This window comes from Actinomadura rubrobrunea NBRC 15275 (assembly GCF_001552235.1).
GTDB classification, from domain to species: Bacteria; Actinomycetota; Actinomycetes; order Streptosporangiales; family Streptosporangiaceae; genus Spirillospora; species Spirillospora viridilutea.
Genome location: NZ_BCQU01000059.1, coordinates 19,057 through 42,352 on the forward strand (window position 1 = coordinate 19,057; position 23,296 = coordinate 42,352).

Here is a 23,296-nt window from a genome sequence, read left to right on the forward strand (position 1 = left end):
CGGGTGACGCGGACGTACGCTGCTGGCATGTCGGGGCGGAGCGACCGCCGATGAGGCCGCGCCTGGTCGTCGATTACGGCCTGGCCAAGCGGGCGGCCCTGGCCGAGCTGAGGTCGGGCCGGCTCGCCCGCGACGACGCCTGCGACGCGCACCCCTATCTGCTGCGCGCCGCCAAGTACCACGGCGAGCCCACCGACAAGCGCTGCCCGGTCTGCCGGCGCGAGCGGCTCACCCATGTCACCTATGTGTACGGGGACGAACTCGGACGGTATGCGGGCCGCGTCAAGGCGACCTGCGAACTCGCCGACATGGCACGCGAATATGGAGAATTCCGTGTCTATGTTGTCGAGGTATGCCAGGGTTGCGCCTGGAACCATCTAACGGTGTCATACGTCCTCGGGCACGGAGGCGAGCCCCGCGGCCAGCGGGGATAGCTCCGGGTCACGCGTTCGGCCCGGCGCGGCAGCGCGGGGTCGGGCGAGCGGATCGTGCACAGCCGTCTCCCGCTCATCAGCGTGCACAGTAATCTTCGGACGACGCACCATCCGTACCCCCCGTTGATGAGGTCGCGTGAGTACTCCAAGCCAGCCCCGACCAAGACCCGGGTCGCCGTGGCCGGGCGGGCAGAACGGTCCCCGCTCCGGCCGGTCCGGGACGCCCAGCAGGACAGGCATGCCGAACGGCGGTGCCGCCGCCTCGGGCATGCCCGGCCGCCCGACGCCGCCGGGTCGCGGTCCCGGCGGGCCCGGCGGCCCCGGCGGTCCGGGAGGCGGCATGGGTAGGCCGTACGGCGGGCCGGGACGCCACAGCGCCGGCCGGGTGCCCCCCGGCCCCGGCGGAGGCGGTCCGCGCCGCGCCGCGAGCGCGATGCCCGGCCGTCCCGGCGGCCCCGGCGGACGCGGACCGGGCGGTCCTGGCGGACCGGGGGGACGCGGCCCCGGCGGCCCCGGCGGGCGCGGTCCGGGCGGGCGCGGTTTCGACGATTTCGACGGCCCGGAGGACCGGGAGCGCCGCTGGTACGACCATCTGCGGTCGCGTCCCACCGGCTGGCGCCGCTTCCTGCCGTCGTGGAAGCTGGTGGTCGGCGGCGGTCTGCTGAGCTTCCTCGGCCTGAGCGCCCTCATCGGCGTGGCGTACGCGCAGACGCCGGTGCCGGACGAGGGCAACGAGGACGCCACCAAGACCGCGGCGATCTTCTACTACCGGGACGGCAAGACCGAGATCGGCCGGATCGGCAAGAACCGCGAGCCGGTCACCATCGACAAGGTCCCCGAGCACGTGCGGTACGCCGTCATCGCGGCGGAGAACCGCACCTTCTACACCGACAGCGGATTCTCGTTCAAGGGCATCACGCGCGCGGTGTGGAACAACCTCACCGGGGGTGAGACCCAGGGCGGCTCGACGATCACCCAGCAGCTCGCCAAGAACTACTACCTGACGCCCGAGCGGACGATGAGCCGCAAGTTCAAGGAGATGTTCATCTCCTTGAAGCTCGAGGACAAGCTGGGCAGCAAGGACAAGATCCTCGAGCTGTACCTCAACACGATCTACTTCGGCCGCAACTCCTACGGCATCCAGTCGGCGTCCAAGAGCTTCTTCGGCAAGGACGTCAGCAAGCTCAACCCGGGCGAGGGGGCGCTGCTGGCCGCCATCATCCAGCAGCCCGGCCGCTTCGACCCGCGCAGCGACGACCCCGACGCCGTCCGGCAGACCAAGGCGCGCTACCTGTACGTGCTGGACGGCATGCGCAAGATGGGCAAGCTGAGCGACGCCGACTACGCCAAGTACAGCCAGGCGCTGCCGCAGACCAAGGAGATCGGCGGCAACGCCACCTTCGGCGGCCAGAACGGCTACATGATCAAGCGGGCGCTGAAGGAGCTGCAGCGCGACCAGGGCATCAGCGAGGACGAGGTCATCCGCAACGGCCTGCGGATCATCACCACCTTCGACCGCCGGAAGATGATCGCCGCCAAGAAGGCCGTCGAGGAGGCCGTCCCGGGCGTCAACCCGCGCAAGCTGCTCAAGTCGCACGTGCGGTTCGGCCTGGCGTCGGTCAACACCACCAACGGCGAGGTGGAGGCCATCTACGGCGGGCCGGACTACCTCAAGCAGTCCTTCGACAACGTCTGGCAGGGGTCGGCGCAGGCCGGATCGGCGATGAAGCCGTACGTGCTCGCCACCGCCCTGAAGAACGGCTACAGCCTGCGGACCACGGTGGAGAACCGGTCCGGGGTCTCGTTCAACGGATCCGGCCAGGTCGTGCCCCCCGGCACGCCCGGCGCGCTCGCCCCCATCCGCAACAGCCACTCCGGTCCGCCGGCGATCGACCTGATCAAGGCCACCCAGGAGTCCAGCAACACCGCGTTCGTGCAGCTGGCGCTGAAGGTGGGGGTGCCCAACGTCGCGCAGACCGCCGAGGACGCGGGCATCTCCTCCGACCTGATCGAGCCGTACAAGACCCAGGCGGGTCTGGCGCTGGGCATCAACGACATCCGCGCGATCGAGCAGGCGGCCGGGTACGCCACGTTCGCCAACGGCGGCACGTACTACCAGCCGCACGTCGTCCGCCAGGTGCGCACCAGGGACAACAAGGGCGAGTACAAGAAGCTGCAGTGGAAGCACCGGGAGGACATCTTCAGCGACGAGGTCACCCGGGACGTCACCTACGCGATGCAGCACGTGGTCAAGCCGGGCGGTACCGCGACGGCCGCGGCGCTCCCCGACCGTCCGGTGGCCGGCAAGACCGGTACCACGGAGAAGAACGCGGCGACCTGGTTCGTCGGGTACACCGCCAACCCGAAGCTGTCCACGGCCGTGACGATGTTCAACGACAAGAAGAAGACGTTGTACATCCCCGGCCTCGGCGAGGTGTCCGGTGGTCTCGTCCCGGCCCGCATCTGGAACGCCTACACCTCGGTCGTCGCGCAGGGCACCGCGCCCGAGCAGTTCCCGCCGCCGGCGTTCATCGGCAACCAGCAGTCGTTCGCCCAGACGCCCAAGCCGGAGAAGACCGAGGAGCCGGAGGACCAGGAGGACCAGGAGCCCAAGTGCGAGGGCCTGCGGCGCCGGTTCGACCCGCGGTGCGCCGACCAGACGCCGACGCCGCCGCAGACTCCGTGCCCGCCGGGCCAGGGCGACGGCGACCAGAACTGCACGCCGTCGACGCCGACGCCGCCGAGCCAGGGCGACTTCTGCGACCGGTTCCCCAACGCCCCGCACTGCAAGAAGGACGACGACGGGGATGGCGGTAACAACGGACCGCCGGCGCCGCAGCAGCAGTCGGAGCCGCTGTGGTCGGCGAGGTCACGACCATAGGGTGATGAACCACCGCGAACGGCCCCGGCCCCGGGCGACCCCCGGGGCCGGGGCCGTTCGTCATGTCGGGCCTGCGTTCCGCTCGTCCGCGCGGTCGTCCGGCCGCCGCCCCGGCATGCGGCCGCGCGATCACGGACTGCGCAGTACCCTCGGACGACGCAGAGCCGTACCGTTCCTCGACACCGAGCAGGAGGGGAGACCCGCACGATGGCACGCCCCGAACGGCCGCCGGCGCTCCCGCCGCTCACCGCGCGCGGCGACGCGCGCTGCGCGCCGTCCCTCGGCGGGGCGGCGGGTTCCCTCGCGATCCGGCCGTGGACGACCCGGCCGTGCGCGTTCGGAGCGAGGCGGCGGGACGCCGCACCTCTCCCCGATGGGGGCCGGCGCGCCGGCCCCGGCCGCGGCGTCCTGGACCGCCGGCGGGACGCCCATGGACGGTCAACGGAAACGCCAAGGCAACTACCTGATGAGGTCGCGTGAGTTCCCGAAGCCAGTACGGACCGGAATACGGAGAGGACCCCGCGCGGCTGCCGAGCGGCGGCGGTGCCCCGGACGCGGGTTCCGCCTCAGGAGCCGCGAGCAGATTCGGCGGCAGGATCTCGGCCCGCGGAGCGCCGGGGCGAAAACAGAGCGGGGCTCCGCCCCATGGACGGCATGCCGCCGGACCTATGCCGGACGGTCCCCCCGGTGGGGGGCCCTGGGGTCCCGGCGGGCCGGGCGGGCCCGGCTCAGGCGGCGGTAGAGGCCGCCGGGGACGGCATCCGGGCGGCTCCGCCAAGCCCGGGTGGCGGCGGTACGCGCCGTCGTGGAAGGTGCTGGCGGGGTTGGCGGCGCTCGTCGTCCTGGCCGGGGTGACGCTGTTCGCCGTCGGCTACACGATGACCCCGATGCCCACCACGCCGCAGGACGGCGTCACCGACGAGGGTTCGGCCATTCTCTACGCCGACGGCAAGACCCCGATCGTCCGCCTCGGCGCGCACCGCGAGTCCGTGCCGTTGGAGCGGGTGCCGCAGCACGTGCGCAACGCCGTGCTCGCCGCCGAGGACCGCGGCTTCTACAAGGAGAGCCTCGGAGTGTCGCCGCGGGGTCTGGCCCGCGCGGTGTTCAAGACCGTCATCGGCGGCGACACGCAGGGCGGGTCCACGATCACCCAGCAGCTGGCCAGAAACTACTACAAAGGCCTCAGCCAGGACCGGACCTTGAGCCGCAAGATCAAAGAGATCTTCGTCTCACTCAAGGTCGGCGAGCGGCTCTCCAAGAACAAGATCCTGGAGATGTACCTCAACACGGTCTACTTCGGCCGGCAGGCCAACGGGATCCAGGCCGCCGCCCGCGCGTACTTCCACAAGGACGTGAGCAAGCTGACCGTCGCCGAGGGCGCCCTGCTCGCCGCGATGATCCAGCGGCCCACCTACTTCAAGACGCGGGGCAACGACGAGGCCAACCGGGCGCTGCGCCGCCGCTGGAACTACGTCCTGGACGGCATGGTCGAGATGGGCACGCTGTCGGAGGCCGACCGCAGGAAGCAGACGTTCCCGGTCACCGAGCGCGAGTGGACCGACGCCAAGCAGACCAACCAGACCGGGTTCATCAAGGAACGCGTCATGGACGAGCTCCGGCAGATCAAGGGCCTGCCGGACGACGTGGAGAACGCCGGGCTGCGCATCACCACCAGCCTCGACCCGCGCTGGATGTCCTACGCCCGGCAGGCGATGGCCGAGGCCGAGGTGAAGCGCTGGCCGAAGAACATCGGCGCCGGGCTCATCGCCGTCGACCCGCAGAACGGCGAGATCAAGGCGTTCTACGGCGGCGACCCCAAACGCAGCCAGGTCGACACCGTCTTCACCCCCAGCGCCCAGGTCGGCTCCTCGTTCAAGCCCTACGTGCTGGCCACCGCCCTCAAGAGCGGGCAGAGCATCAAGTCCACGATCGACGGGCACTCGCCGCAGTGCTTCGACGGCGCCGGCGAGAGCCACCCGATCTCGTCCAGCTGCTACGCCGTCAAGAACGACGAGGGCGACCCGCCGATGGGCGTGATCGACCTGGTCACCGCCACCGAGAAGTCGGTCAACACCGCCTACGTCAAGCTCGGCCTCAAGCTCGGCCTCGCCCGCGTCGCCAGGACCGCCGAGGAGTTCGGCATCCCCAAGCGCTACCTCGACCCGCACCGCAACGCCGGCGGCCTGTCCCTCGGCATCGCCAACATCCCGGCGGTGTACCAGGCGGCCGGGTACGCGGCGTTCGCCAACGGCGGCACCGCCGTCACCCCCCACCTGATCACCAAGGTGCAGGTGCGCACCGAGGACGGCACGTACCGGACGCTCCCGCTGCCCTGGGGCAAGGACAAGGGCGAGCGGGTGCTCAGCCAGGACCAGGCCGCGCAGGCCACCTACGCGATGCGCAAGGTCGTCACCAGCGGCACCGCCACCAGCGCCCGGCTGAGCGACGGACGGCAGGTCGCCGGCAAGACCGGGACCACCGACAAGAACGCCGCGGCGTGGTTCGTCGGGTACATCCCGCAGCTGTCCACGGCCGTGACGGTGTTCAACAAGAACGGCACCAAGCCGATCACCGGCATTCCCGGCTTCCGGGGCAACAGCATCTACGGCGGCACGGTCCCGGCGAAGATCTGGAAGAGCTTCATGGAGAAGGTCATCGCCGGGGAGGACCTGCCGCCGAAGACCTTCCCGGAGCCCACCTACAGCGACACCGTCGCCAAGGCGTGGGACGCCCCGCCCCCGCCGAGCCCGAGCCCCACGCCGACCCCGTCGTCCCCGGAGCCCTGCCCGCCGGACCAGGGCGACGGCGGCCTCCCCGACGGACGCCCGTGCGTGCCGTCGCCGACCCCGTCGCCGAGCACGCCGACCGGCCCGCCGGACGGGCAGGTCCCGTGCGACCGGTTCGGCATGCCGCTGGGCTGCAACCCCGACATCCCGCCGTACGAACCGCCGCCGCGGTGGTGGTGCGACTCCCATCCGCAGCACCCGCAGTGCATCGGAACCGAGCCGCGTCCCAGGACCCGGACGCGCGGGTGACGGAACGCGGGCCCGGTCCTTCGCCGAGGACCGGGCCCGCGTGCCATAGTGTGCGAGCATGTCGCCGTCTTCTTCCGATGCGGAGGGACACGCCGGGCCCCGGACCCGGGTGAGCGCCGCCCCCGCCCCGCCCTCGACCGCCGACCGCCGCCTGCGCGGACTCGTGCCCGTGCTGACGGGCGTCACGGCCCTCGTGTGCCTGCTGGGCTGGCTGCAGAAGCAGCCGTGCGCGTCCGCCGGATTCGACTTCGTGAGGACGACGACGCGCGCCTGCTACACCGACATCTACCCGCTGTACTTCGTCCGCGGCCTGAACGAGAACAAGGTCCCCTACTTCGACTCCTTCGACGGCGACGCGTTCCGCTACGTCGAGTACCCGGTGCTCAGCGGCGCCTTCATGCAGGTGGTGAACTGGCTCGTCCAGCCGTTCGCCGCCGCGTCGCGGGGCATGGCGTTCTACAACACCACCGCGCTGCTGCTGGCGGGGCTGGCCGTCGTGACCGTCCTGGCCACGGCCTACGCGGCGGGACGGCGGTCGCTGCGCACGGGGCTGATGGTGGCGCTGTCCCCGGCGCTGCTGCTCACCGCCTACATCAACTGGGACCTGCTGGCCGTCGCGCTGACGGCGCTCGCGGTGGCGGCGTGGTCCGCGCGCCGTCCCGCGCTGGCGGGCGTGCTGCTCGGCCTGGCCGTCGCCGCGAAGTTCTACCCGGTGCTGTTCCTGTGGCCGTTCGTCCTGCTGTGCGTGCGCGCGGGCCGGTGGCGCGCCCTGGGACGCCTGCTGCTCGGCGCCGCGGCGAGCTGGCTCGCCGTCAACCTGCCGGTGATGCTGTTCGCCTGGGACGGCTGGCTGACCTTCTACTCGTTCAGCCGCAGCCGCGGCGTCGACTGGGGGTCCATCTTCTTCTTCCTGCAGGACCACGGCCTGGAGGGCGTGTCCGACCGCGACCACCTCAACATGATCGGCACCGGTGTGTTCGCGCTGCTCGCCCTGGCCGTCGGCGTGCTCGCGCTGGCCGCCCCGCGCCGTCCGCGCCTGCCGCAGCTGATGCTGCTGGTGCTGATCGCGTTCATGCTGCCCAACAAGGTGTGGTCGCCGCAGTACGTCCTGTGGCTCCTGCCGCTGGTGGCGCTGGCCCGGCCCCGCCTGCCCGCCTACCTGCTGTGGCAGGCCGGGGAGGTCGTCTACTTCTTCGGCATCTGGTGGTACCTGCTGTCGGTGTCGCTGCGCGTGGAAGGCGCCGACTTGTCCGGGACGTTGTCGACGCTGCTCTCCTTCGACCTGCCCACCGAAGGCATCGACACCGCCACCTACCACGTGGCCCTGCTCGCCCGCTTCCTGACCGTCCTGCTGCTCGCCGTCCTGGTCGTGCGCGACATCCTGCGCCCGTCCGGCGACCCCGTCCGCGCCGGAGGCGACGACGACCCGGCCGGCGGCGTCCTCGACGACGCGCCCGACGCGTTCCGCTTGGCGCGCCCCGCCCGCACCCTCCAGCCGGCAACCTGAACGGAGCCCACGCGAGCGACGGCGCCGCCCCACCACCGGCTCACAGCCCAGGCTCGAACACCGGGACGGAGCGGTACGCGGCGAAGGCGGGGCCAGACGCGTCGCGCAGTGACTCTGTTCACACGGTTCGCGGCCCGAGCTCGTACTGGGGGAGGGCGCGGACGGACGCGTCCCGCGGACGGCGCCCCCCGTACGCGGCGCGGCCGAGACGAGGCGCGCTCCGACCACAGCGGCTGGTCGGAGCGCGCTCGAAGGGCCTCAGCGCGGGGCCGGCACCCTAGACGCGGGCTTCCAAGGCGCGGATGAACCACTCGAAGAACGGCGTCAGCGTCGGGATCTCCGGCCAGCCGTTGATGACGCCGATGAGCTGCCAGTAGCGCTCGGCGCGCGAATCGGTGCCGATCCGCAGGTTCTCCAGCAGCGTGCGGCGGAACTCCGGCCCGTCGGTCTCGCCGTACGCCTCGGCGTACGCGGCGGCGAGCTCGTCCACCACCGCGTCGGCCTCGGGCGACTCCGGCGCGGTCCCGGACGCGCGGGCCGCCTCCACCCGCTCGCGGATGAGGTCGGCCAGCTCCATGAAGTTGTCCGGGACGCGGATCCGGTCGCGCATGCGCGCCTGGTGCTCCATCATCTCCCGGATCCGCCGCCGGAAGCCGGGGTCCTGGACGAGCTCGGCCAGCTCGACCCACGCCTCGACCTGCTCGGGCGTCGGGTCGTCGGGCAGCTCCGGCACGCCCGCCCGCATCTTCGCGGCGAACTCGGGGTTGACGTCCAGCCCTTCGAACATCTCGTCGAGGAAGTCGGCGATGATCCGCCGCCGTTCCTCGTCCGACAGGTGGACGAGTTTGCGCATCAGCTCCAGCTCCTCTTCATTCGAGCCGCGTCCGGCCACCGCCCGCAGCACCGCCCGGCGCAGCCGCAGCGTGCGGATCTGCGCGTCCAACGCCTTGGCGTGCGCCGCCGCGACCTCGGACACCGTGATCTCGCGTGCCAGCACCCGCCGGATCGTGGCCAGGTCCACCCCCAGCTCGCGCAGGGTCCTGACCAGGTCCAGGCGGACGACGGCCGCCAGGTCGTACAGCCGGTAACCGGACCGGGTCCGTCCGGACGGCGGCAGCACCCCGCTGTCGGAGTAGAACCTGATCGTCTTGACCGGCAGCCCGGTGCGCCGGGCCACCTCGCCGATCGTGTACAGCCGGTCGCCGTCCATGCCCTTCACCGTGCGGCCTCCAGTAAGGGGAGACTCAAGTCGCTTTCCGCCGCGGCGTGACGATCTCGCCGCGCGATAATCCGCCGGTCACGCCCTGTCGTCCTCGCAGATCGCCACGGTATGTGGTGTCGTTGTGGGGTGTGAGCCCGGCTATGCACGGCCGTCCCGGTCGTACGCTCGATACGGCGCCGCTTTGGGCCGCGAGAACGCGACGCGGAAAGGAACGGCTGTCAGCACGTGTGCTGCGGGTGGTGTCGGGAACGGTGGGAGCCATGGTCAGCTCGTCCCCTCGGCTGACGGCGGCGCCCCGCCCGGACGCCGCCGTCCCGACCGCCGCCGTCGTACCGGCGGGCAGGGCCGCGACGGCCCGGCCGTGCCCGCGGTCGCTCACACCACCCGTCATCGGCCGTGGAGGCGCGGGCGCCGCCGGCCGCCGCCGCGGCCGCGCGCGGATGGCGTCGATCCCGCCATCGGCGGCCGGCCGCCTCGCAAGCCGGATTGACGACTTTGCCGGGAGATGACGCACGTGGACGCGAACCGAGCGCTTGACGAGTTGCTCATCGGACGGTTGAAGCCGGGCGTCTACCAGTGGCGGACGCCGCCCGTTCCGGGCGCCGTCGGCGACACCAGTTGGATGGAGCGAGCGGAGCAGGCGGGATGGCGCGCCTACCATCTCGACGGTCGCCGCGCCCGCGACAAGGACGCCTTTCTGCGCCTGTGCGCCGAGGTGTTCGCCTTTCCGGCGCGGTTCGGCGGCGACTGGGACGGTCTGGAGGAGTGCCTCACCGACCTGGCCTGGGCTCCGGCGCGCAACGGCTACCTGGTGCTGTACGAGTCGTGGGCGGAGCTGGCCGAGGCCGACCAGGCGTCGTTCCGCACCGTCCTGGACATCTTCGGCAAGGCCGTCGAGTCGTGGCGGGAGACCGCGACGCCCATGACGGTGCTGCTGTCGAACGTCGGCGTGGAGGTGGCGGGCGTCCCCCGACTCGCCTGACCGGTGCCCCGATGCGCCGACGCCCCCGGGCCGGCGTCCCGTGCGCCGGATGCCCGGGGGCGTCGCGTCGGCAGGTGCTCCTCGGCGGGCGGACTCAGTAGCTCGATCCGCCGCTGTTCATGCTCCACACCGTGACGCCGTAGAACGCGATCAGCACGAGGTAGACGATCCACAGGAGCGTGACGAGGTAGCCGAGCACGAGGCCGCCGATGGCCAGGCCGCGTCCCTGCTCACCGGTGCGCTTGATCTGGCTGGTCGCGACGTGACCGCAGATGATCGCCGGGATGGAGGTCAGACCGCAGAGGAGGAAGCCGATGACGCCGAGCACCAGCGAGGCGACGGCCACCCCGTTGGTGTGCGCGGACGCCGGGGGAACGCCGTGGTAGTGGTGGTGCACAGAGGGCTGCTGGTACGCCTGCCCGTAGCCGCCGTAAGGGTCGTACGAGGGGTGTGCCATGAGAGGTCCCTGATCGGTCTGGGCACGCTCGCCCGAGTGTGGTTCCGGTGATTGCTGTGGTTCCGGTGAATGTTGTGGTTCCGGTGAATGTTGTGGTGTCGGTGATGGTCGTTCCGCGTGATTGGATGCCGCCCATCTCCGACGGGTTCGGGCGTCGCGCGCTGAAGATCAACCGGTCAGGTTGGCGCGGAGCCAGGCGATGTCGTCCGCCTGGCCCGCCTGGGGCGTCTCCACGACGACCGGCGCGCCCGCGGCCCGCACCACCGCGAGGATCAGCTCCGGGTCGATCGTGCCGCTGCCCAGGTTGGCATGCCGGTCGGCGCCGGAGCCGAACGCGTCCCGGCTGTCGTTGCAGTGCACCAGGTCGATCCGCCCGGTGATGGACTTGATCCGGTCGACGGCGTCGATCAGCTCCTCGCCGGCGGCGTGGGCGTGGCAGGTGTCCAGGCAGAACCCCACCTTGGAGTCGAGGTCGGCGACGCTCGACAGCGTCTCCCACAGCCGGGCGATCCGGTCGAACTTGCGCGCCATCGCGTTGTCGCCGCCCGCGGTGTTCTCGATGTAGATCGGGATCGGGCACTCGATCCGCTCGAAGACCTTGCGCCAGTTCTCGAAGCCGATTTCCGGGTCGTCCTTCTTCAGCATGTGCCCGCCGTGCACGATCAGCGCCTTGGCCCCGATCGAGGCGGCCGCCTCCAGCTGCTGGGACAGCACCTTGCGGCTGGGGATGCGGATCCGGTTGTTGGACGTCGCCACGTTGATGATGTAGGGCGCGTGCACGTACACGTCCACGTCCGAGTCCCGCAACGCCTCCACGCCCTCGGGCAGGACGGGCTTCTTCCAGCCCTGCGGGTCGCCCAGGAAGATCTGGACGACCTCCGCCCCGATCGAACGGGCGGTGGCGAGCGCGTTGCTCTGGTCGACGTGGGCTCCGATGCGCATGCCACGAGCCTATCCACGCCCCCCGACATCGTCCCCTGATCCAGCCACCCTCGCCCGCCCCCAGCCCTCACCTCACGGGAGCCCTCGACCACGCCGCGCCCAGTCCGCTGGCACAGTGAGGCGGCAAACAAGACATAGCCGCAGTTCCGCTCTGCAGCCTTCCTGGAGCGTGGCACCAAGCCGGACGCCCCGTCATCTGTGGCCTGACGGCACAACGAGGACAGACGGGGAAGCGCGGACGGGCAGCCGTGACGCCGTCGAGGCTGCACCGTCGATCACGAATCTCCAGCGAGCGCCCAGGGCGCGGGCGGACGCGTCATCGCCCTGAGCGCGCGGCCGGTACTCCGGCCGCTGAATCATGACCGCCACAGCGCGCTCTCGACGACGGCCAATCGCCAGACGTTCTACTCACATAACGCTAGTCACATAACGCTAGTCACATAACGCCCAGGCAGGCCTCAGCGCCGGGAGCGTTCCCCGGCGGGGGCAGATGGCGTAGTGCCGGGTGGAGGAAGGTGGGTCGACGCGAGGCGGACTGCAGTTGGACGGAGCGCGGGCGGAGAGGATGGGGCGAGTTTGGAGTCGACCGGACCGTGGGCGGCGCGTGGCGTTGGGGCGCCTGCGGCGCAGGGGGGTGCGCGGCAGCTGCTCGGTGATCGGCGCGCTGCTCTGGGGGCGGTGTTCTGGAAGTCGTTGTGGACGGCGGATGACTGATGCGGGGGGGCGGGGGCGGGCGGCTCAGATGCTGAATCCGCCGTGACGCAGGGCGAAGGCGGCGCCCACGAACGAGGTGACCATGCCGATGACGTTCAGCCAGCGTTCGCCCGTCGTGGCGGAGATGAGCTGGGAGTACAGGGCCAGCGGCAGTCCGATCACGCCCGCCACGGCCCCGAAGAAATGGGTCGCCGGGATGAAGCCCAGCACCAGAGCGATCAGTCCGATGGTGATGGCGGAAACCGCCAGCGCGTTCTCCACCGGGTGCCGCTGTCCGTCGGTGTTGAGTGTGATCAACGGGCGCTTCTTCTGGGTCGCCTCGTCGGTCATCGGTCCACCCCCTCCGGGTGCGGTGGTCGGATCCGTCGGGTCGGGGTTCACCTGCTCGCCGGACCGGCGGCAGGGGGACCGCGGCGCCGGTCGCGTCGGCGCGGTAAAGGGATTCCCCAGAGCCCGAAAGATCAACCAGGGGTGCTGAGGAGGAAACTGTCGGCGCGGCCCGGTAGTGTCGAACATGGATTCGAGGCCGCGTGGACTCGCAGGAGGTGCCGAAGATGAGGGAGGACGACCTCGCGCTCATCGGCGACGCGGAGCTCGTCGAGGAGCTGTCGCTGCTGACCACCCAGACCGCCCGCATGCGCGCCCGGATGGCCGACATCATGGCCGAGCTGGAGCGCCGTCGATGCGCCGCCAAGGCGGCCGGCGCCGCGGCGCCCGCGTCCCGCCGCTGACGCCACGTCTCATCATCGCCAAGCGGTGGCGGGGCGCCGTCGACCGCCTCCGGCGACGTGCCGCGCGAGAACGCCGCGGCGCGGCGACCGGCCGGTCCGCGGTGACGTCTCGAGCGTGGACGGCGGCATCATCGCGACGGCGCGTCCGAACGCGATCGGCGCGGCCGCCCTTTCGACTGCGCCCCCGGGCTCTCCCTCTGTACTCCCCGACTTTCAGAGAGACTGGTGAAGCCGATGCCCGCACAGCCCCGCGCCGCAGTCACGCCGCGGCGCGTACCGGGGCTGCGCCCGAACGCCCATGCTCGGGGACGAGCCGGGCGAATCGCGGCAGAGCAGGCGGAGGGCCTCGGCGGGCGCGCGGAGAAGGGGTTCGGAGGGCGTCTGAGCTTGGTAGCCTGTACCGGTCCCACGGGCGGCGCCCCCCGATCACCGGTCCGGTCCGCCGCCGTGGGGGAGCACGAGCCCTCCTGTCACGGAGAGACCGTGACCGCATCAGTCCAGAGGAGGTAGGGACACAAGCATGCGTCGTTACGAAGTCATGGCCATCCTCGACCCCGCGATCGACGAGCGGAACGCGGCCGCGGCGCTGGACCCGTTCCTGAAGGTCATCAAGGATGGCGGCGGCAGCGTGGAGAAGCTCGACATCTGGGGTCGCCGGCGTCTGGCCTACGACATCCAGAAGAAGTCCGAAGGCATCTACGCGGTGATCGACCTGACGGCCGAGCCTGCCACGGTCAAGGAGCTCGACCGGCAGCTCAACCTGAGCGAGTCGGTGCTGCGTACGAAGGTCATCCGACCCGAGGTCCACTGAGCGGGGCCCGGTACCGCACACCCGCCCTACCAGCCGGAGCGAGCCCATGGCAGGCGACACCCAGATCACCCTTGTCGGAAACCTCGTCGAGGACCCGAACCTCCGCTTCACCCCGAGCGGGCAGGCGGTCGCGTCGTTCCGCGTCGCGTCCACGCCGCGGTACTTCGACCGTCAGTCGGGGGAGTGGAAGGACGGTGAAGCCCTCTTCCTGACCTGCAACGTCTGGCGGCAGGCGGCCGAGAACGTGGCCGAGAGCCTGCAGCGCGGCATGCGGGTGATCGTGCAGGGGCGGCTCAGGCAGCGCTCGTACGAGACCCAGCAGGGTGAGAAGCGCACCGTCTACGAGCTCGAGGTCGACGAGGTCGGCCCGTCCCTGCGCTACGCGACCGCGAAGGTCAACAAGACGCAGCGGCAGGGCGGCGGCTTCGGCGGCCCCGGCGGCGGTGGCGGCTTCGGCGGTGGCGGCGGTTTCGGCGGCGGCCAGGCCGGCGGCCCCGGCGGCGCCCCGGTGGACGACCCCTGGGCCACCACCGGCGGCGGCGGAGGTTTCTCCGACGACCCGCCGTTCTGACCGGCGCCCCGCGGACGCCCGTCTCGGCTCCGGCCCGTTCGGCCGATCCCGGTCGCGCGTCAGCCGCGCCCGCACACGGCCGGACCTCGCCGGTCGGCTGCGACGCGTCGACGGTCGCCGCGGCGGATCGACGGCGGGCCGCACCGGTCGGCGGGTCGGCTGAACGGCGAGCGGTCCGTCACCGGACGATCCGGTTCCGGCCGGGGCGGTCGTCTCCGATCGCCCTCAACCGGTATCGGCTCGGCGTCGCTCGGCGAATCCAACTGAAAACACACGTCCATTCCCGCGCGAGCGGGGCTCTCGATCAAGGAGCACCACGATGGCGAAGCCACCTCCGCGCAAGCCCAAGAAGAAGGTTTGCGTGTTCTGCCAGGAGAAGATCTCCTACGTCGACTACAAGGACACGGTTCTGCTGCGCAAGTTCATCTCCGACCGCGGCAAGATCCGTGCCCGTCGCGTGACCGGCAACTGCACCCAGCACCAGCGGGACGTCGCCACGGCGATCAAGAACGCCCGTGAGATGGCGCTGCTGCCGTACACCAGCACCGCGCGCTGAGTGGGGAGGGACCAGCGAACATGAAGCTCATCCTGACCCAGCAGGTCTCCGGGCTCGGCGAGCCGGGGGACGTCATCGAGGTCCGTGACGGCTACGGCCGCAACTACCTCGTGCCGCGCGGGCTCGCGATCAAGTGGACCCGCGGTGCGGAGCGGCAGATCGAGTCCATCAAGAAGGCGCGCGCGGCCCGCGAGATCGCGACCATCGAGCACGCCAAGGAGATCGCCGCCCAGCTGCAGGCCATGAAGGTGACGCTGCGCACGCGCAGCGGCAGCAACGGGCGCCTGTTCGGCGCGGTCACCGCCGCCGACATCGTCGAGGCGGTCAAGGCCGCCGACGGTCCCGACCTGGACAAGCGCCGCATCGAGATCAGCAGCCCGATCAAGACGCTCGGCGCGCACCAGGTCAGCGTCCGGCTGCACCCCGAGGTCAACGCGACGATCGACCTGAACGTCGTCGCCGCCTGACCCGGTCGGTCGCACTCGGGATCGCTCTGCGAGACCATCACGCACACGCGCGCGACGCCGCGTCCGGGGCCAACCAGCGGCCGGTGGCCCCGACGCGGCGTCGCGCCGTGTACGGCGCTGACGACCCAGGCGGTGCGAGATCGTCATCAGCCGAACACCGAGTCAGGACGGTCCGCGTCATACCGCGTCGCCACCCACGGCGTCGGCCCATCCGGCTGCGCCGCCACAACGAGATCCACTGGACAAGGCTGGTCGGAGCCTGTCGTCTGCGCTGCGCCTGGACGCGTTGACAGCCGCTCGGTGATCACAGCGCGGCCCTACGCGGACGACGGGCCGCCCCCGGTAGCGCCTTACATGCAGCGAGTTCGCCGGCTGTGGCGGGCTGCGACTTCGACAATGGCGCCCTGTTCTATGGGCCGGGCGATCCTCGTTTCATGTGAAACGTCCATGACACGCCCTGTCCTTGGTGCCCCGTCTGTCGGACAACTACCTTCTGTAGTGATCCGACCTCGGAGGGGAATGAGATGGGCGCGTTCGCGGACGGCAGCGATGACGATGACCTAGGGCCGATGCGCCGGACGGTGACGGGGGCGCTGGGAATCGGACTGCTGGACGCCTTCCTTCTGGAGGCGCTGTCCGCCGGGGGCGCTGCCTCGGCCGATTCGAGCCTGGCCGCGCCCGGGGGCGACGCCCGGCGCGCCGCTCTCACCGCGCTCCGTCCGCGAATCCACACGCGCCGCGAGTGGGGCGCGCGCCCTCCGCGCAAGCGCGCCAAAGTCCTGCGCCGGGCGCCGAAGAAGATCGTCGTCCATCACACGGCCACCCCCAACTACCGGGACGATTCGCTCGCCCACGCCTACTGGCTGTCCCGCTGGATCCAGCGCCACCACATGCACGTCCGAGGGTGGGCCGACACCGGGCAGCAGCTCACCATCAGCCGCGGCGGCCACGTGATGGAGGGCCGCAACCGCACCTTGAGCGCCCTTCGCAGGGGACGCCTGGTCGTCGGCGCGCATGTCCGGGGCCACAACCGCCACGCGATCGGTATCGAGAACGAGGGCACCTACATGAACGCCGAGGTGCCCGGTGCGCTCTGGGACTCGCTGGAGCGGGTCTGCGCGTGGCTGTGCGCGCGGTACGACCTCGACCCGTACCGCGCCATCGTCGGTCACCGCGACTTCGCCGACACCGAGTGCCCCGGCGACGTCCTGTACGACCTGCTTCCCGACCTGCGGCACCGCGTCGCGCACCGCCTCGAGGGGGCGACCGGACGCGGCCGACCGAAGAAGAGGCGGGCAGGTAAGAAGGCGGAGTCCTCGCCTGCTCGCGGGGAGACCGACGCTTCCACCGCGCCGAGCACGTCTCCCGCGCCTCGAGCCGATGGGCCCGACACAGTGCACGCCGCGTCCAGTGAGCTCCCGCGCACTGCGCCATCCGAGCCGAGCGCCGCCGGCCCCTCTGCCTCGCCACCACCGGTATCTGATCAGCCGGTTCCGTTCCCGTCTCCGATCGATCAGGCGGAGTAGCATCGGCGAGGGATTCTCGGCACCGTCCGTCACCCATCGCCGTGCGGCTGTCTTGGTCGCGCGCGGCCGTCTTTCACCTTGCGCCGAAGCCGCATGCCTTTCGGAGTCTGTTGAGTGACCGGTGCGTAGGGCAGCCGCGGGCCGAGTACGCAAGAGAAGACAGCACCGCCGTGCGGCCGTCCACGAGCTGCTGGCCGCCGCCTGTGCGGGGGCGGGTCAGCCCTCCAGGGCGCCACCGGTGTGCTCGTTTCGCGTCATCCGCTGGCAGGCGACTCGCTGGTGCCGAAAATGCGCCGACTTGGGCTGCTGAGTCTTGGCTGGGATCGAGCCACTGTCGTCGGGGAGGCCGCTCTCGACGCCGCTGGCACAAGCCTGCGAGCGCAACTTCGAGCGGGGCCCAGCTGGCCATCACGCGTGGGCTCTGCTCGATGTTTGCAGGTGGATGGTGCTCCCGCCGCCTGCTTCCACCACCGCCTTCGGGCAGCCAGGCGACGACGGTCCGATCGAAGGTGAGGCGCCGTGGCCGCTGCGGGAGCCGAGGGATAAGCGAGGTGCGGTGACAGGCTCCGAGCGGGGCCCGGAAAGTCAGCGGGCGGGATCGGCGTTGCGGCGAGGACGCTCGGCGGCTGCGACGCCCGTTCGTGGTAGCCGGTACGGCTTGTCAGAAGCCCTGGGCCGCGTCCCTCATCGGCGTGGGGCGTGGGTGACGGAGGGACGCGGCGAACGCAGCGGGCTCCTGTCGCGGCCTTGGACTCAGTTGTCCGTGGTCATGTAGCGCGAACGGCGGCGGGCGATCTCTGGGTCGATGCCCTCGACGAGCGACCAGATGCCCGCGATGCGTTCCACCAGGGTTTCCGGAGGCAGGCCGGCCATGCCCTCGGCTGCCAGGTCGTCGATCGCCTGGGTCAGAAGGGCCAGTCGCTCACCGTTGTTAGAACGCATGTTCGAATCCTAGCGACTCGGCGGTCCCGGTGCGGTCGATTCGGCGGTGTGGTCCCGTCCAACACAAGAAACGTGAGGCTGCGGCACTCGGCCGCCGACTCCGCGGCCCGCAACGGCGCCCGACCTGGCGACCGCCGGCTGTGCTACCCGTCCACCGGCGACCTCCTGTGGGCATGGCACGCAGCCTGGCGCCATCCGGTCAGCGGCGGACGGCGCCGGTGACCATCCAAGCGTTGCCGAGCGACCGCACCCCCAGGGTCACCATCCGAGTGGTCATCCACAGCCCGAGGGCAAGCCACAATCCCACGAGCCCCGCGTCCGCGCCGTACGCGAGCAACGCGGCGGGCAGGAACGTCAGCGTCGCGATGACCGTGCTGGCGGCCAGGTACGCGCCATCGCCCGCGCCGATGAGGATGCCGTCCAGGACGAACACGACACCCGCGATCGGCTGCATCGCCGCGATCACGATGAGGCTGGCCAGCAGCGCGTCGCGCACCTGTTCGTCGTCGGTGAAGAACGCGGGGAGCCACGGCCGCACGACGAGGACGGCGACCAGGAACAGCGCCCCGCACGCGACCCCCCACTGCACCATCCGACGGGTGGCGCCGCGAGCGCCCGCGGTGTCGGCCGCGCCGAGATGGCGTCCGATGATCGCCTGTCCGGCGATCGCGACGGCGTCGTGGGCGAGCGCCAGCAGGTTCCACACCTGGAATCCCACCTGGTAGGCCGCGATCTCGGTGTCGCCCATGCGCGCCGCCACGGACGTGCCCACGATCAGCACCACCCGGAGCGCCGCGGTCCGCACCACCAGGTTCACCCCTGCCGTGGCGGCGGTGCGCATTCCCGCCAGGTCCGGCCCCACAGGGGAGCCGTGCCTGCGGGCCGCGCGGAGCACCACCGCGACGTACACGCCGGCGCTGACCGTCTGCGCGATCACGGTGCCCCAGGCCGAGCCGGCGACGCCCCAGCCCAGGCCCAGGACGAACACCAGGTTCAGCGCGAGGTTTCCCGAGAAGCCCGCGACGGAGACCAGCAGCGGCGTGCGGGTGTCCTGGAGGCCGCGCAGCACCCCTGTGCCCGCCAGCACGACGAGCATTCCGGGGATGCCGAGCAGGCTGACCGTGAGGTACGTGCGGGCGTACGGGGTGACCGCGTCCGAGGCGCCGAAGACGTCGACCAGCCAGGGGACCAGCGGCCATCCCGCGACGGCGAGCACCGTCCCGATGGCCAGCGCCAGCCACATGCCGTCGATGCCCTGCCGGATCGCCGCCCGCACGTCCCCGGCCCCCACCTGACGGGCCACCCCGGCGGTGGTGCCGTACGCGAGGAAGACGCACAGGTACACCAGCGTCGCCAGCGCCTGACCGGCCACCCCCAGACCGCCGAGCTGCGCCGTGCCCAGGTGGCCCACGATGGCCGAGTCGGAGAGCAGGAACAGCGGTTCGGCGATCAGCGCGCCGAACGCGGGCAGCGCGAGCCGCAGGATCTCCCGGTCGTGCGCGTTCCAGCGCAACCGCAGTCGTGAACCGCCCATCACCGCCGCAACGGTATCAACTCGGTAATCGATATCAAACCATTGAGGATTACAGAGATCGGGACCTATACACCCGGCGCCTCCAGCGCTGGGACGGGACCGAGAAGGTCGTCGAGCAGGTCAGACGGGACGATCGCAGGGCCGCTGTGTTTGATGTCGTCCAGATCGCACACGCGTGGGCCGTCGCCTCGAGGCCCTCCGCATGTCCCCGAAGACTCACCTCAATGCCGGGCTGGGGCGCGGGCGCCGTGCGCACTCTCATTGACGTCGGCCAAAGGCTGCGCTTCCGCTCTTCCCCCCGGCGCCGCTGCTCTCCCCGTCTCCGCCGTGTGCACAACTGCTCGTGGCTGCTCCCTCTGTAGAGAACCGCCTGACGTGGACGGCGCGAACGCGTGCCATCCGCCTCGCCGCACTTGCCTCGCGGCGCGTCCCAAGGCCAGGTCATCACGACAACAGCAGAGCGGGTGAGGCATGAACGCAGGCAGGAAGAACAGCGCGTCGCCGCGCTCGAGGCGTCGGCGCAGCCGAGGATATGACGTCGCATCGGGCTTGCAGAGGGCGGCGCATCGACGTTGAGGCGGGCGTTGCACCGCGGGTCAGAGGGCTGAGACGGATGCCGTCGGCGTACTATCCGTTCTTCATGGCCGCTGCGTGGCGCGGACGCGACCGTGGATGAACGGCCCGGTGTCGCGGGGGCGGCGAACTTTCTTTCCCGCACACCCGGTGGACAGCATTTGCGCAGGCCAGGACACCGACACGCGATCTTGAATGGAGTTGTCCTCAGGGTTGTCCCCAGGTTGTGCACAGCCCTTCCGGCGTGTGTGCACATGCCGTCCACACCCCGTCCACAGCCGCCTTTGCGCCCCCGGCACGCCCGCCCGGAGAATGTCGGAGGCTTCCGATACATCTGGGAACCGGGGCGACCGCGGTGCCGGTGAGGCATGCGGTGATCGATCGAGGGGGGTGGGACAGGTGAGTGTGACCGATCTCGGACCCCAAGGTCAGGAGTTCGAACGCACCCCACCGCACGACATCACCGCCGAGCAGGGCGTGCTGGGCGGCATGCTGCTGTCCCAGGACGCGATCGCCGAGGTCATCGAGGTCCTGCGCACCCAGGACTTCTACCGTCCCGCGCACCAGATCATCTTCGACGTCATCCTCGACCTGTACGGGCGCGGCGACCCCGCCGACGCCGTCACCGTGGCGGGCGAGCTGACCAAGCGCGGCGAGATCGGCCGGGTGGGCGGCGCCCCCTACCTGCACACGCTGATCTCCTCGGTGCCCACCGCCGCCAACGCGGGCTACTACGCGAAGATCGTTCGCGAGCGTTCGGTGCTGCGCAAGCTCGTCGAGACCGGCACCCGGATCGTGCAGATGGGGTACGCGGCCGACGGCGCCGACGCCGACGAGATCCTCGACCGGGCCCAGGCCGAGATCTTCGCCATCGCCGACAAGCGCAGCGGGGAGGACTACGCCCCGCTCAGCGAGATCATGCCCGGGACCCTGGACGAGATCGAGGCGATCGGCAGCCGCGGCGGCCAGATGGTCGGCGTCCCCACGGGCTTCGCCGACCTCGACGCCCTCACCAACGGCCTGCACCCGGGCCAGATGATCGTCGTCGCCGCGCGGCCCGCGATGGGGAAGGCGGTGAGCCTCGACACGCCGCTGCCGACCCCCACCGGCTGGACCACCATGGGCGAGGTCGAGGTCGGCGACCTGCTCATCGGAGCCGACGGCAGGCCGACCCGCGTCGTCGCGGCGACCGAGGTGATGTACGGGCGGCCCTGCTATGAGGTCGAGTTCTCCGACGGAGAGGTGATCGTCGCCGACGCCCAGCACCAGTGGCGGACCATCACCCGCGTGAGCCGCCGCGGGCGGTTCGAGGGCGTGTCCGCGAAGCGCGCGGTGGACGCGGCCGTCACGGTCGTGAACGGCTCCGGCGGGCACGCCCGGCACCGGGACGCCGCGGTGGCGGTCGGCCAGAAGCCCTTCCATGCCTTGCACGCGGTGACCCGCGAACTCCGCCAGTGGGCGGGCCGCGCCACCACCGCCGCGCACGCCGTGAGCCGGGCGCGGGAACCCCGCGCAGCCGCCTGCGCGCCGGTCCGCAGGGCGCCGCTGCAGCGGACCAGCCGTTCCGACTGCGCCGTCGACGGCGGCGCTGCGGCGGCGGGCGACGCGCACGGCCTGCCGGGCGGGAGGCCGTCCAGGAGGTGCGACGGGCGGCTCGGGCGGTCCGGCACCCGGTCGACGCCGGCAGCGGCCGTCCCGGACCCGGCCCGGTACGCCGCGGCGGCCGTCCACCACGAGTCGATCAAAACCACCGAGCAGATCGCGGCGACGCTGCGGTGCGACGGTGACGGCCGTCCCCACCACGCCGTGGCGGTCGCGGCCCCGTTCGACCTGCCGCCCGCGGACCTGCCCCTCGACCCGTACGTGCTCGGCGTGTGGCTCGGCCGCGGTGACGACGACGGCGGCGAGGTCACCGGCCTTGGCGAGGAGGTCCTCGCGGAGATCGAACGCGCGGGGCAGCCGGTCGCCCGGCATGCCGCGCCGGGCGGCTGCGACCTGCCCGGCCTCCGCGCGCGACTGCGCGACCTGGGGCTGCTGCGGAACAAGCACATCCCGGCCGTCTATCTGCGGGCGTCGGAGGAGCAGCGGCGGGCGCTGCTCGCCGGGCTGCTCGACGTCGGCGGGGACGTGTCCGACGACGGACGGGTGCGGCTCGGCCTGGCGGACCGCGGGCTGGCCGACGACGTCCGGGAGCTGATCCTCACGCTCGGCCACCGGGCGGCGTTGACCGTCGAGCGCCCCTCGGCCGGCCCCGCGGAGACCTCGACGTTCTACCGGGTCGAGTTCACACCCATCGGACCGGTCTTCCGAATGCCGGCCAAGGCGGCGCGGCAGTGCGCAACCGTCCCCTCGTCGGCCCGCGTGCGGTACATCGTGGACGTGCGGCCGGTGCGGAGCGTGCCGGTGCGGTGCGTGCAGGTGGACAACGACGACCACATGTACCTGGTCGGACGGTCGTGCATCCCCACGCACAACTCCACGCTCGCGTTGGACTTCGCCCGGGCGGCCTCCATCAAGCACGGGCTGACCTCGGCGTTCTTCAGCCTGGAGATGGGCCGCAACGAGATCACGATGCGGCTGCTGTCGGCCGAGGCGCGGGTGGCGCTGCACGCGATGCGGTCCGGGACGATGACGGACGAGGACTGGACGCGGCTGGCGCGGCGGATGAGCGAGGTCGCCGAGGCTCCGCTGTTCATCGACGACTCGCCGAACATGTCGATGATGGAGATCCGCGCCAAGTGCCGGCGGCTGAAGCAGCAGCATGACCTGCGGCTCGTCATCGTCGACTATCTGCAGCTGATGACGTCGGGCAAGAAGGTGGAGAGCCGCCAGGTCGAGGTGTCGGAGTTCTCCCGTTCGCTGAAGCTGCTGGCCAAGGAGCTCGGCGTGCCGGTCATCGCGCTGTCGCAGCTGAACCGCGGTCCGGAGCAGCGGACGGACAAAAAGCCCATGGTGTCGGACCTGCGCGAGTCCGGTTCGATCGAGCAGGACGCGGACATGGTGATCCTGCTGCATCGGGAGGACGCCTACGAGAAGGAGTCCCCGCGTGCCGGTGAGGCGGACCTGATCGTGGCCAAGCACCGCAACGGGCCGACGGCGACGGTGACGGTGGCGTTCCAAGGCCACTACAGCCGCTTCGTCGACATGGCCCAGTAACGGCGCCCCTCGGCCTCGCCGCCGCCGCTGCCCACGCCGCCGGTCTCCAACGGCCGTCGCCTCGGCGAACGGCACTCTGCCGTTCGTTCGGGGCTTGTGGTGCCTGCACGCTGCGGGCCAGGTGTACTGACCATGGCTGGTGACGGCGGCACGGTCCGTTGAGCTTGAAAAGGGGGAGGACCCCCTGGGGTGGTGTGAGTCGACCGAGATTCGCACCACCCGTCGGGAGCTCCTCGGTCGCCAAGGTCATCTAGC

Annotated in this window: 18 protein-coding genes; 12 read left to right on the top strand and 6 right to left on the bottom strand. The window is 71.2% G+C overall.

The genetic code is table 11. The features are described from left to right. Positions 1–50: 50 nt before the first annotated feature. The 4 genes from AR3_RS18630 (at position 51) to AR3_RS18645 (ending at position 7,857) form a co-directional block, all read left to right on the top strand. Complete coding sequence (locus AR3_RS18630; RefSeq protein WP_067915505.1) at positions 51–434, top strand: DUF5318 family protein; 384 nt, start codon at positions 51–53, stop codon at positions 432–434. Positions 435–774: 340 nt separating this feature from the next. Continuing rightward, the gene (locus AR3_RS18635) at positions 775–3,315 is read left to right on the top strand and encodes a transglycosylase domain-containing protein (protein WP_146150393.1); all 2,541 of its coding nucleotides are present in this window, start codon (positions 775–777) and stop codon (positions 3,313–3,315) included. A gap of 824 nt (positions 3,316–4,139) precedes the next feature. Beyond that, the gene (locus AR3_RS18640) at positions 4,140–6,350 is read left to right on the top strand and encodes a transglycosylase domain-containing protein (protein ID WP_067915507.1); all 2,211 of its coding nucleotides are present in this window, start codon (positions 4,140–4,142) and stop codon (positions 6,348–6,350) included. Between the two features lie 109 nt (positions 6,351–6,459). Next, positions 6,460–7,857 carry a glycosyltransferase family 87 protein gene (locus AR3_RS18645; RefSeq protein ID WP_245637905.1) on the top strand — a complete coding sequence of 466 codons (1,398 nt, stop codon included), beginning with the start codon at positions 6,460–6,462 and terminating at the stop codon, positions 7,855–7,857. A gap of 277 nt (positions 7,858–8,134) precedes the next feature. Here the strand turns inward: AR3_RS18645 and AR3_RS18650 are convergent, their stop codons facing one another. Then, positions 8,135–9,067 carry a MerR family transcriptional regulator gene (locus tag AR3_RS18650; RefSeq protein WP_067915523.1) on the bottom strand — a complete coding sequence of 311 codons (933 nt, stop codon included), beginning with the start codon at positions 9,065–9,067 and terminating at the stop codon, positions 8,135–8,137. Between the two features lie 526 nt (positions 9,068–9,593). On the opposite strand from AR3_RS18650, the gene AR3_RS18655 reads away from it, so the two are divergent. Next, on the top strand, positions 9,594–10,061 hold the full coding sequence (locus tag AR3_RS18655; RefSeq protein ID WP_169803856.1) for a barstar family protein: 468 nt from the start codon (positions 9,594–9,596) through the stop codon (positions 10,059–10,061). Positions 10,062–10,155: 94 nt separating this feature from the next. Here AR3_RS18655 and AR3_RS18660 read toward each other — a convergent pair whose 3' ends face one another. The 3 genes from AR3_RS18660 to AR3_RS18670 all read right to left on the bottom strand — a co-directional run bounded on the left by AR3_RS18660 (position 10,156) and on the right by AR3_RS18670 (position 12,504). Next, positions 10,156–10,518: a DUF4190 domain-containing protein gene (locus AR3_RS18660; RefSeq protein ID WP_067915510.1), complete on the bottom strand. Its 363-nt coding sequence runs from the start codon at positions 10,516–10,518 to the stop codon at positions 10,156–10,158. 168 nt (positions 10,519–10,686) lie between these two features. Further along, on the bottom strand, positions 10,687–11,460 hold the full coding sequence (locus tag AR3_RS18665) for a deoxyribonuclease IV (protein WP_067915511.1): 774 nt from the start codon (positions 11,458–11,460) through the stop codon (positions 10,687–10,689). Positions 11,461–12,198: 738 nt separating this feature from the next. After that, positions 12,199–12,504, bottom strand: coding sequence for a hypothetical protein (locus AR3_RS18670; RefSeq protein ID WP_067915512.1), 306 nt, complete (start codon positions 12,502–12,504; stop codon positions 12,199–12,201). A 224-nt stretch (positions 12,505–12,728) separates the two neighbouring features. Between AR3_RS18670 and AR3_RS31170 the strand changes: the two genes are divergently transcribed. The 6 genes from AR3_RS31170 (at position 12,729) to AR3_RS18700 (ending at position 16,836) form a co-directional block, all read left to right on the top strand. After that, the gene (locus tag AR3_RS31170) at positions 12,729–12,905 is read left to right on the top strand and encodes a hypothetical protein (protein ID WP_169803857.1); all 177 of its coding nucleotides are present in this window, start codon (positions 12,729–12,731) and stop codon (positions 12,903–12,905) included. A gap of 520 nt (positions 12,906–13,425) precedes the next feature. Then, positions 13,426–13,716 carry a 30S ribosomal protein S6 gene (gene rpsF / locus AR3_RS18680; RefSeq protein ID WP_067915514.1) on the top strand — a complete coding sequence of 97 codons (291 nt, stop codon included), beginning with the start codon at positions 13,426–13,428 and terminating at the stop codon, positions 13,714–13,716. A gap of 46 nt (positions 13,717–13,762) precedes the next feature. Continuing rightward, complete coding sequence (locus AR3_RS18685; RefSeq protein ID WP_067915515.1) at positions 13,763–14,287, top strand: single-stranded DNA-binding protein; 525 nt, start codon at positions 13,763–13,765, stop codon at positions 14,285–14,287. A gap of 319 nt (positions 14,288–14,606) precedes the next feature. Further along, entirely contained in the window at positions 14,607–14,843 is a 237-nt protein-coding gene (gene rpsR, locus AR3_RS18690) for a 30S ribosomal protein S18 (RefSeq protein ID WP_026403973.1), read from the top strand. 20 nt (positions 14,844–14,863) lie between these two features. Then, a complete protein-coding gene (gene rplI / locus AR3_RS18695; RefSeq protein ID WP_067915516.1) occupies positions 14,864–15,310 on the top strand; it encodes a 50S ribosomal protein L9 in 447 nt (148 codons plus the stop codon). A 524-nt stretch (positions 15,311–15,834) separates the two neighbouring features. Further along, positions 15,835–16,836 carry a peptidoglycan recognition protein family protein gene (locus tag AR3_RS18700; protein WP_067915517.1) on the top strand — a complete coding sequence of 334 codons (1,002 nt, stop codon included), beginning with the start codon at positions 15,835–15,837 and terminating at the stop codon, positions 16,834–16,836. 753 nt (positions 16,837–17,589) lie between these two features. Here the strand turns inward: AR3_RS18700 and AR3_RS18705 are convergent. Together AR3_RS18705 and AR3_RS18710 are read right to left on the bottom strand one after the other, a co-directional pair. After that, entirely contained in the window at positions 17,590–17,778 is a 189-nt protein-coding gene (locus AR3_RS18705) for a hypothetical protein (protein ID WP_067915518.1), read from the bottom strand. 199 nt (positions 17,779–17,977) lie between these two features. Then, the gene (locus AR3_RS18710) at positions 17,978–19,312 is read right to left on the bottom strand and encodes an MATE family efflux transporter (protein ID WP_067915519.1); all 1,335 of its coding nucleotides are present in this window, start codon (positions 19,310–19,312) and stop codon (positions 17,978–17,980) included. Positions 19,313–20,284: 972 nt separating this feature from the next. On the opposite strand from AR3_RS18710, the gene dnaB reads away from it, so the two are divergent. After that, positions 20,285–23,041, top strand: coding sequence for a replicative DNA helicase (dnaB, locus tag AR3_RS18715; RefSeq protein WP_067915520.1), 2,757 nt, complete (start codon positions 20,285–20,287; stop codon positions 23,039–23,041). The last annotated feature ends 255 nt before the right edge of the window (positions 23,042–23,296 follow it).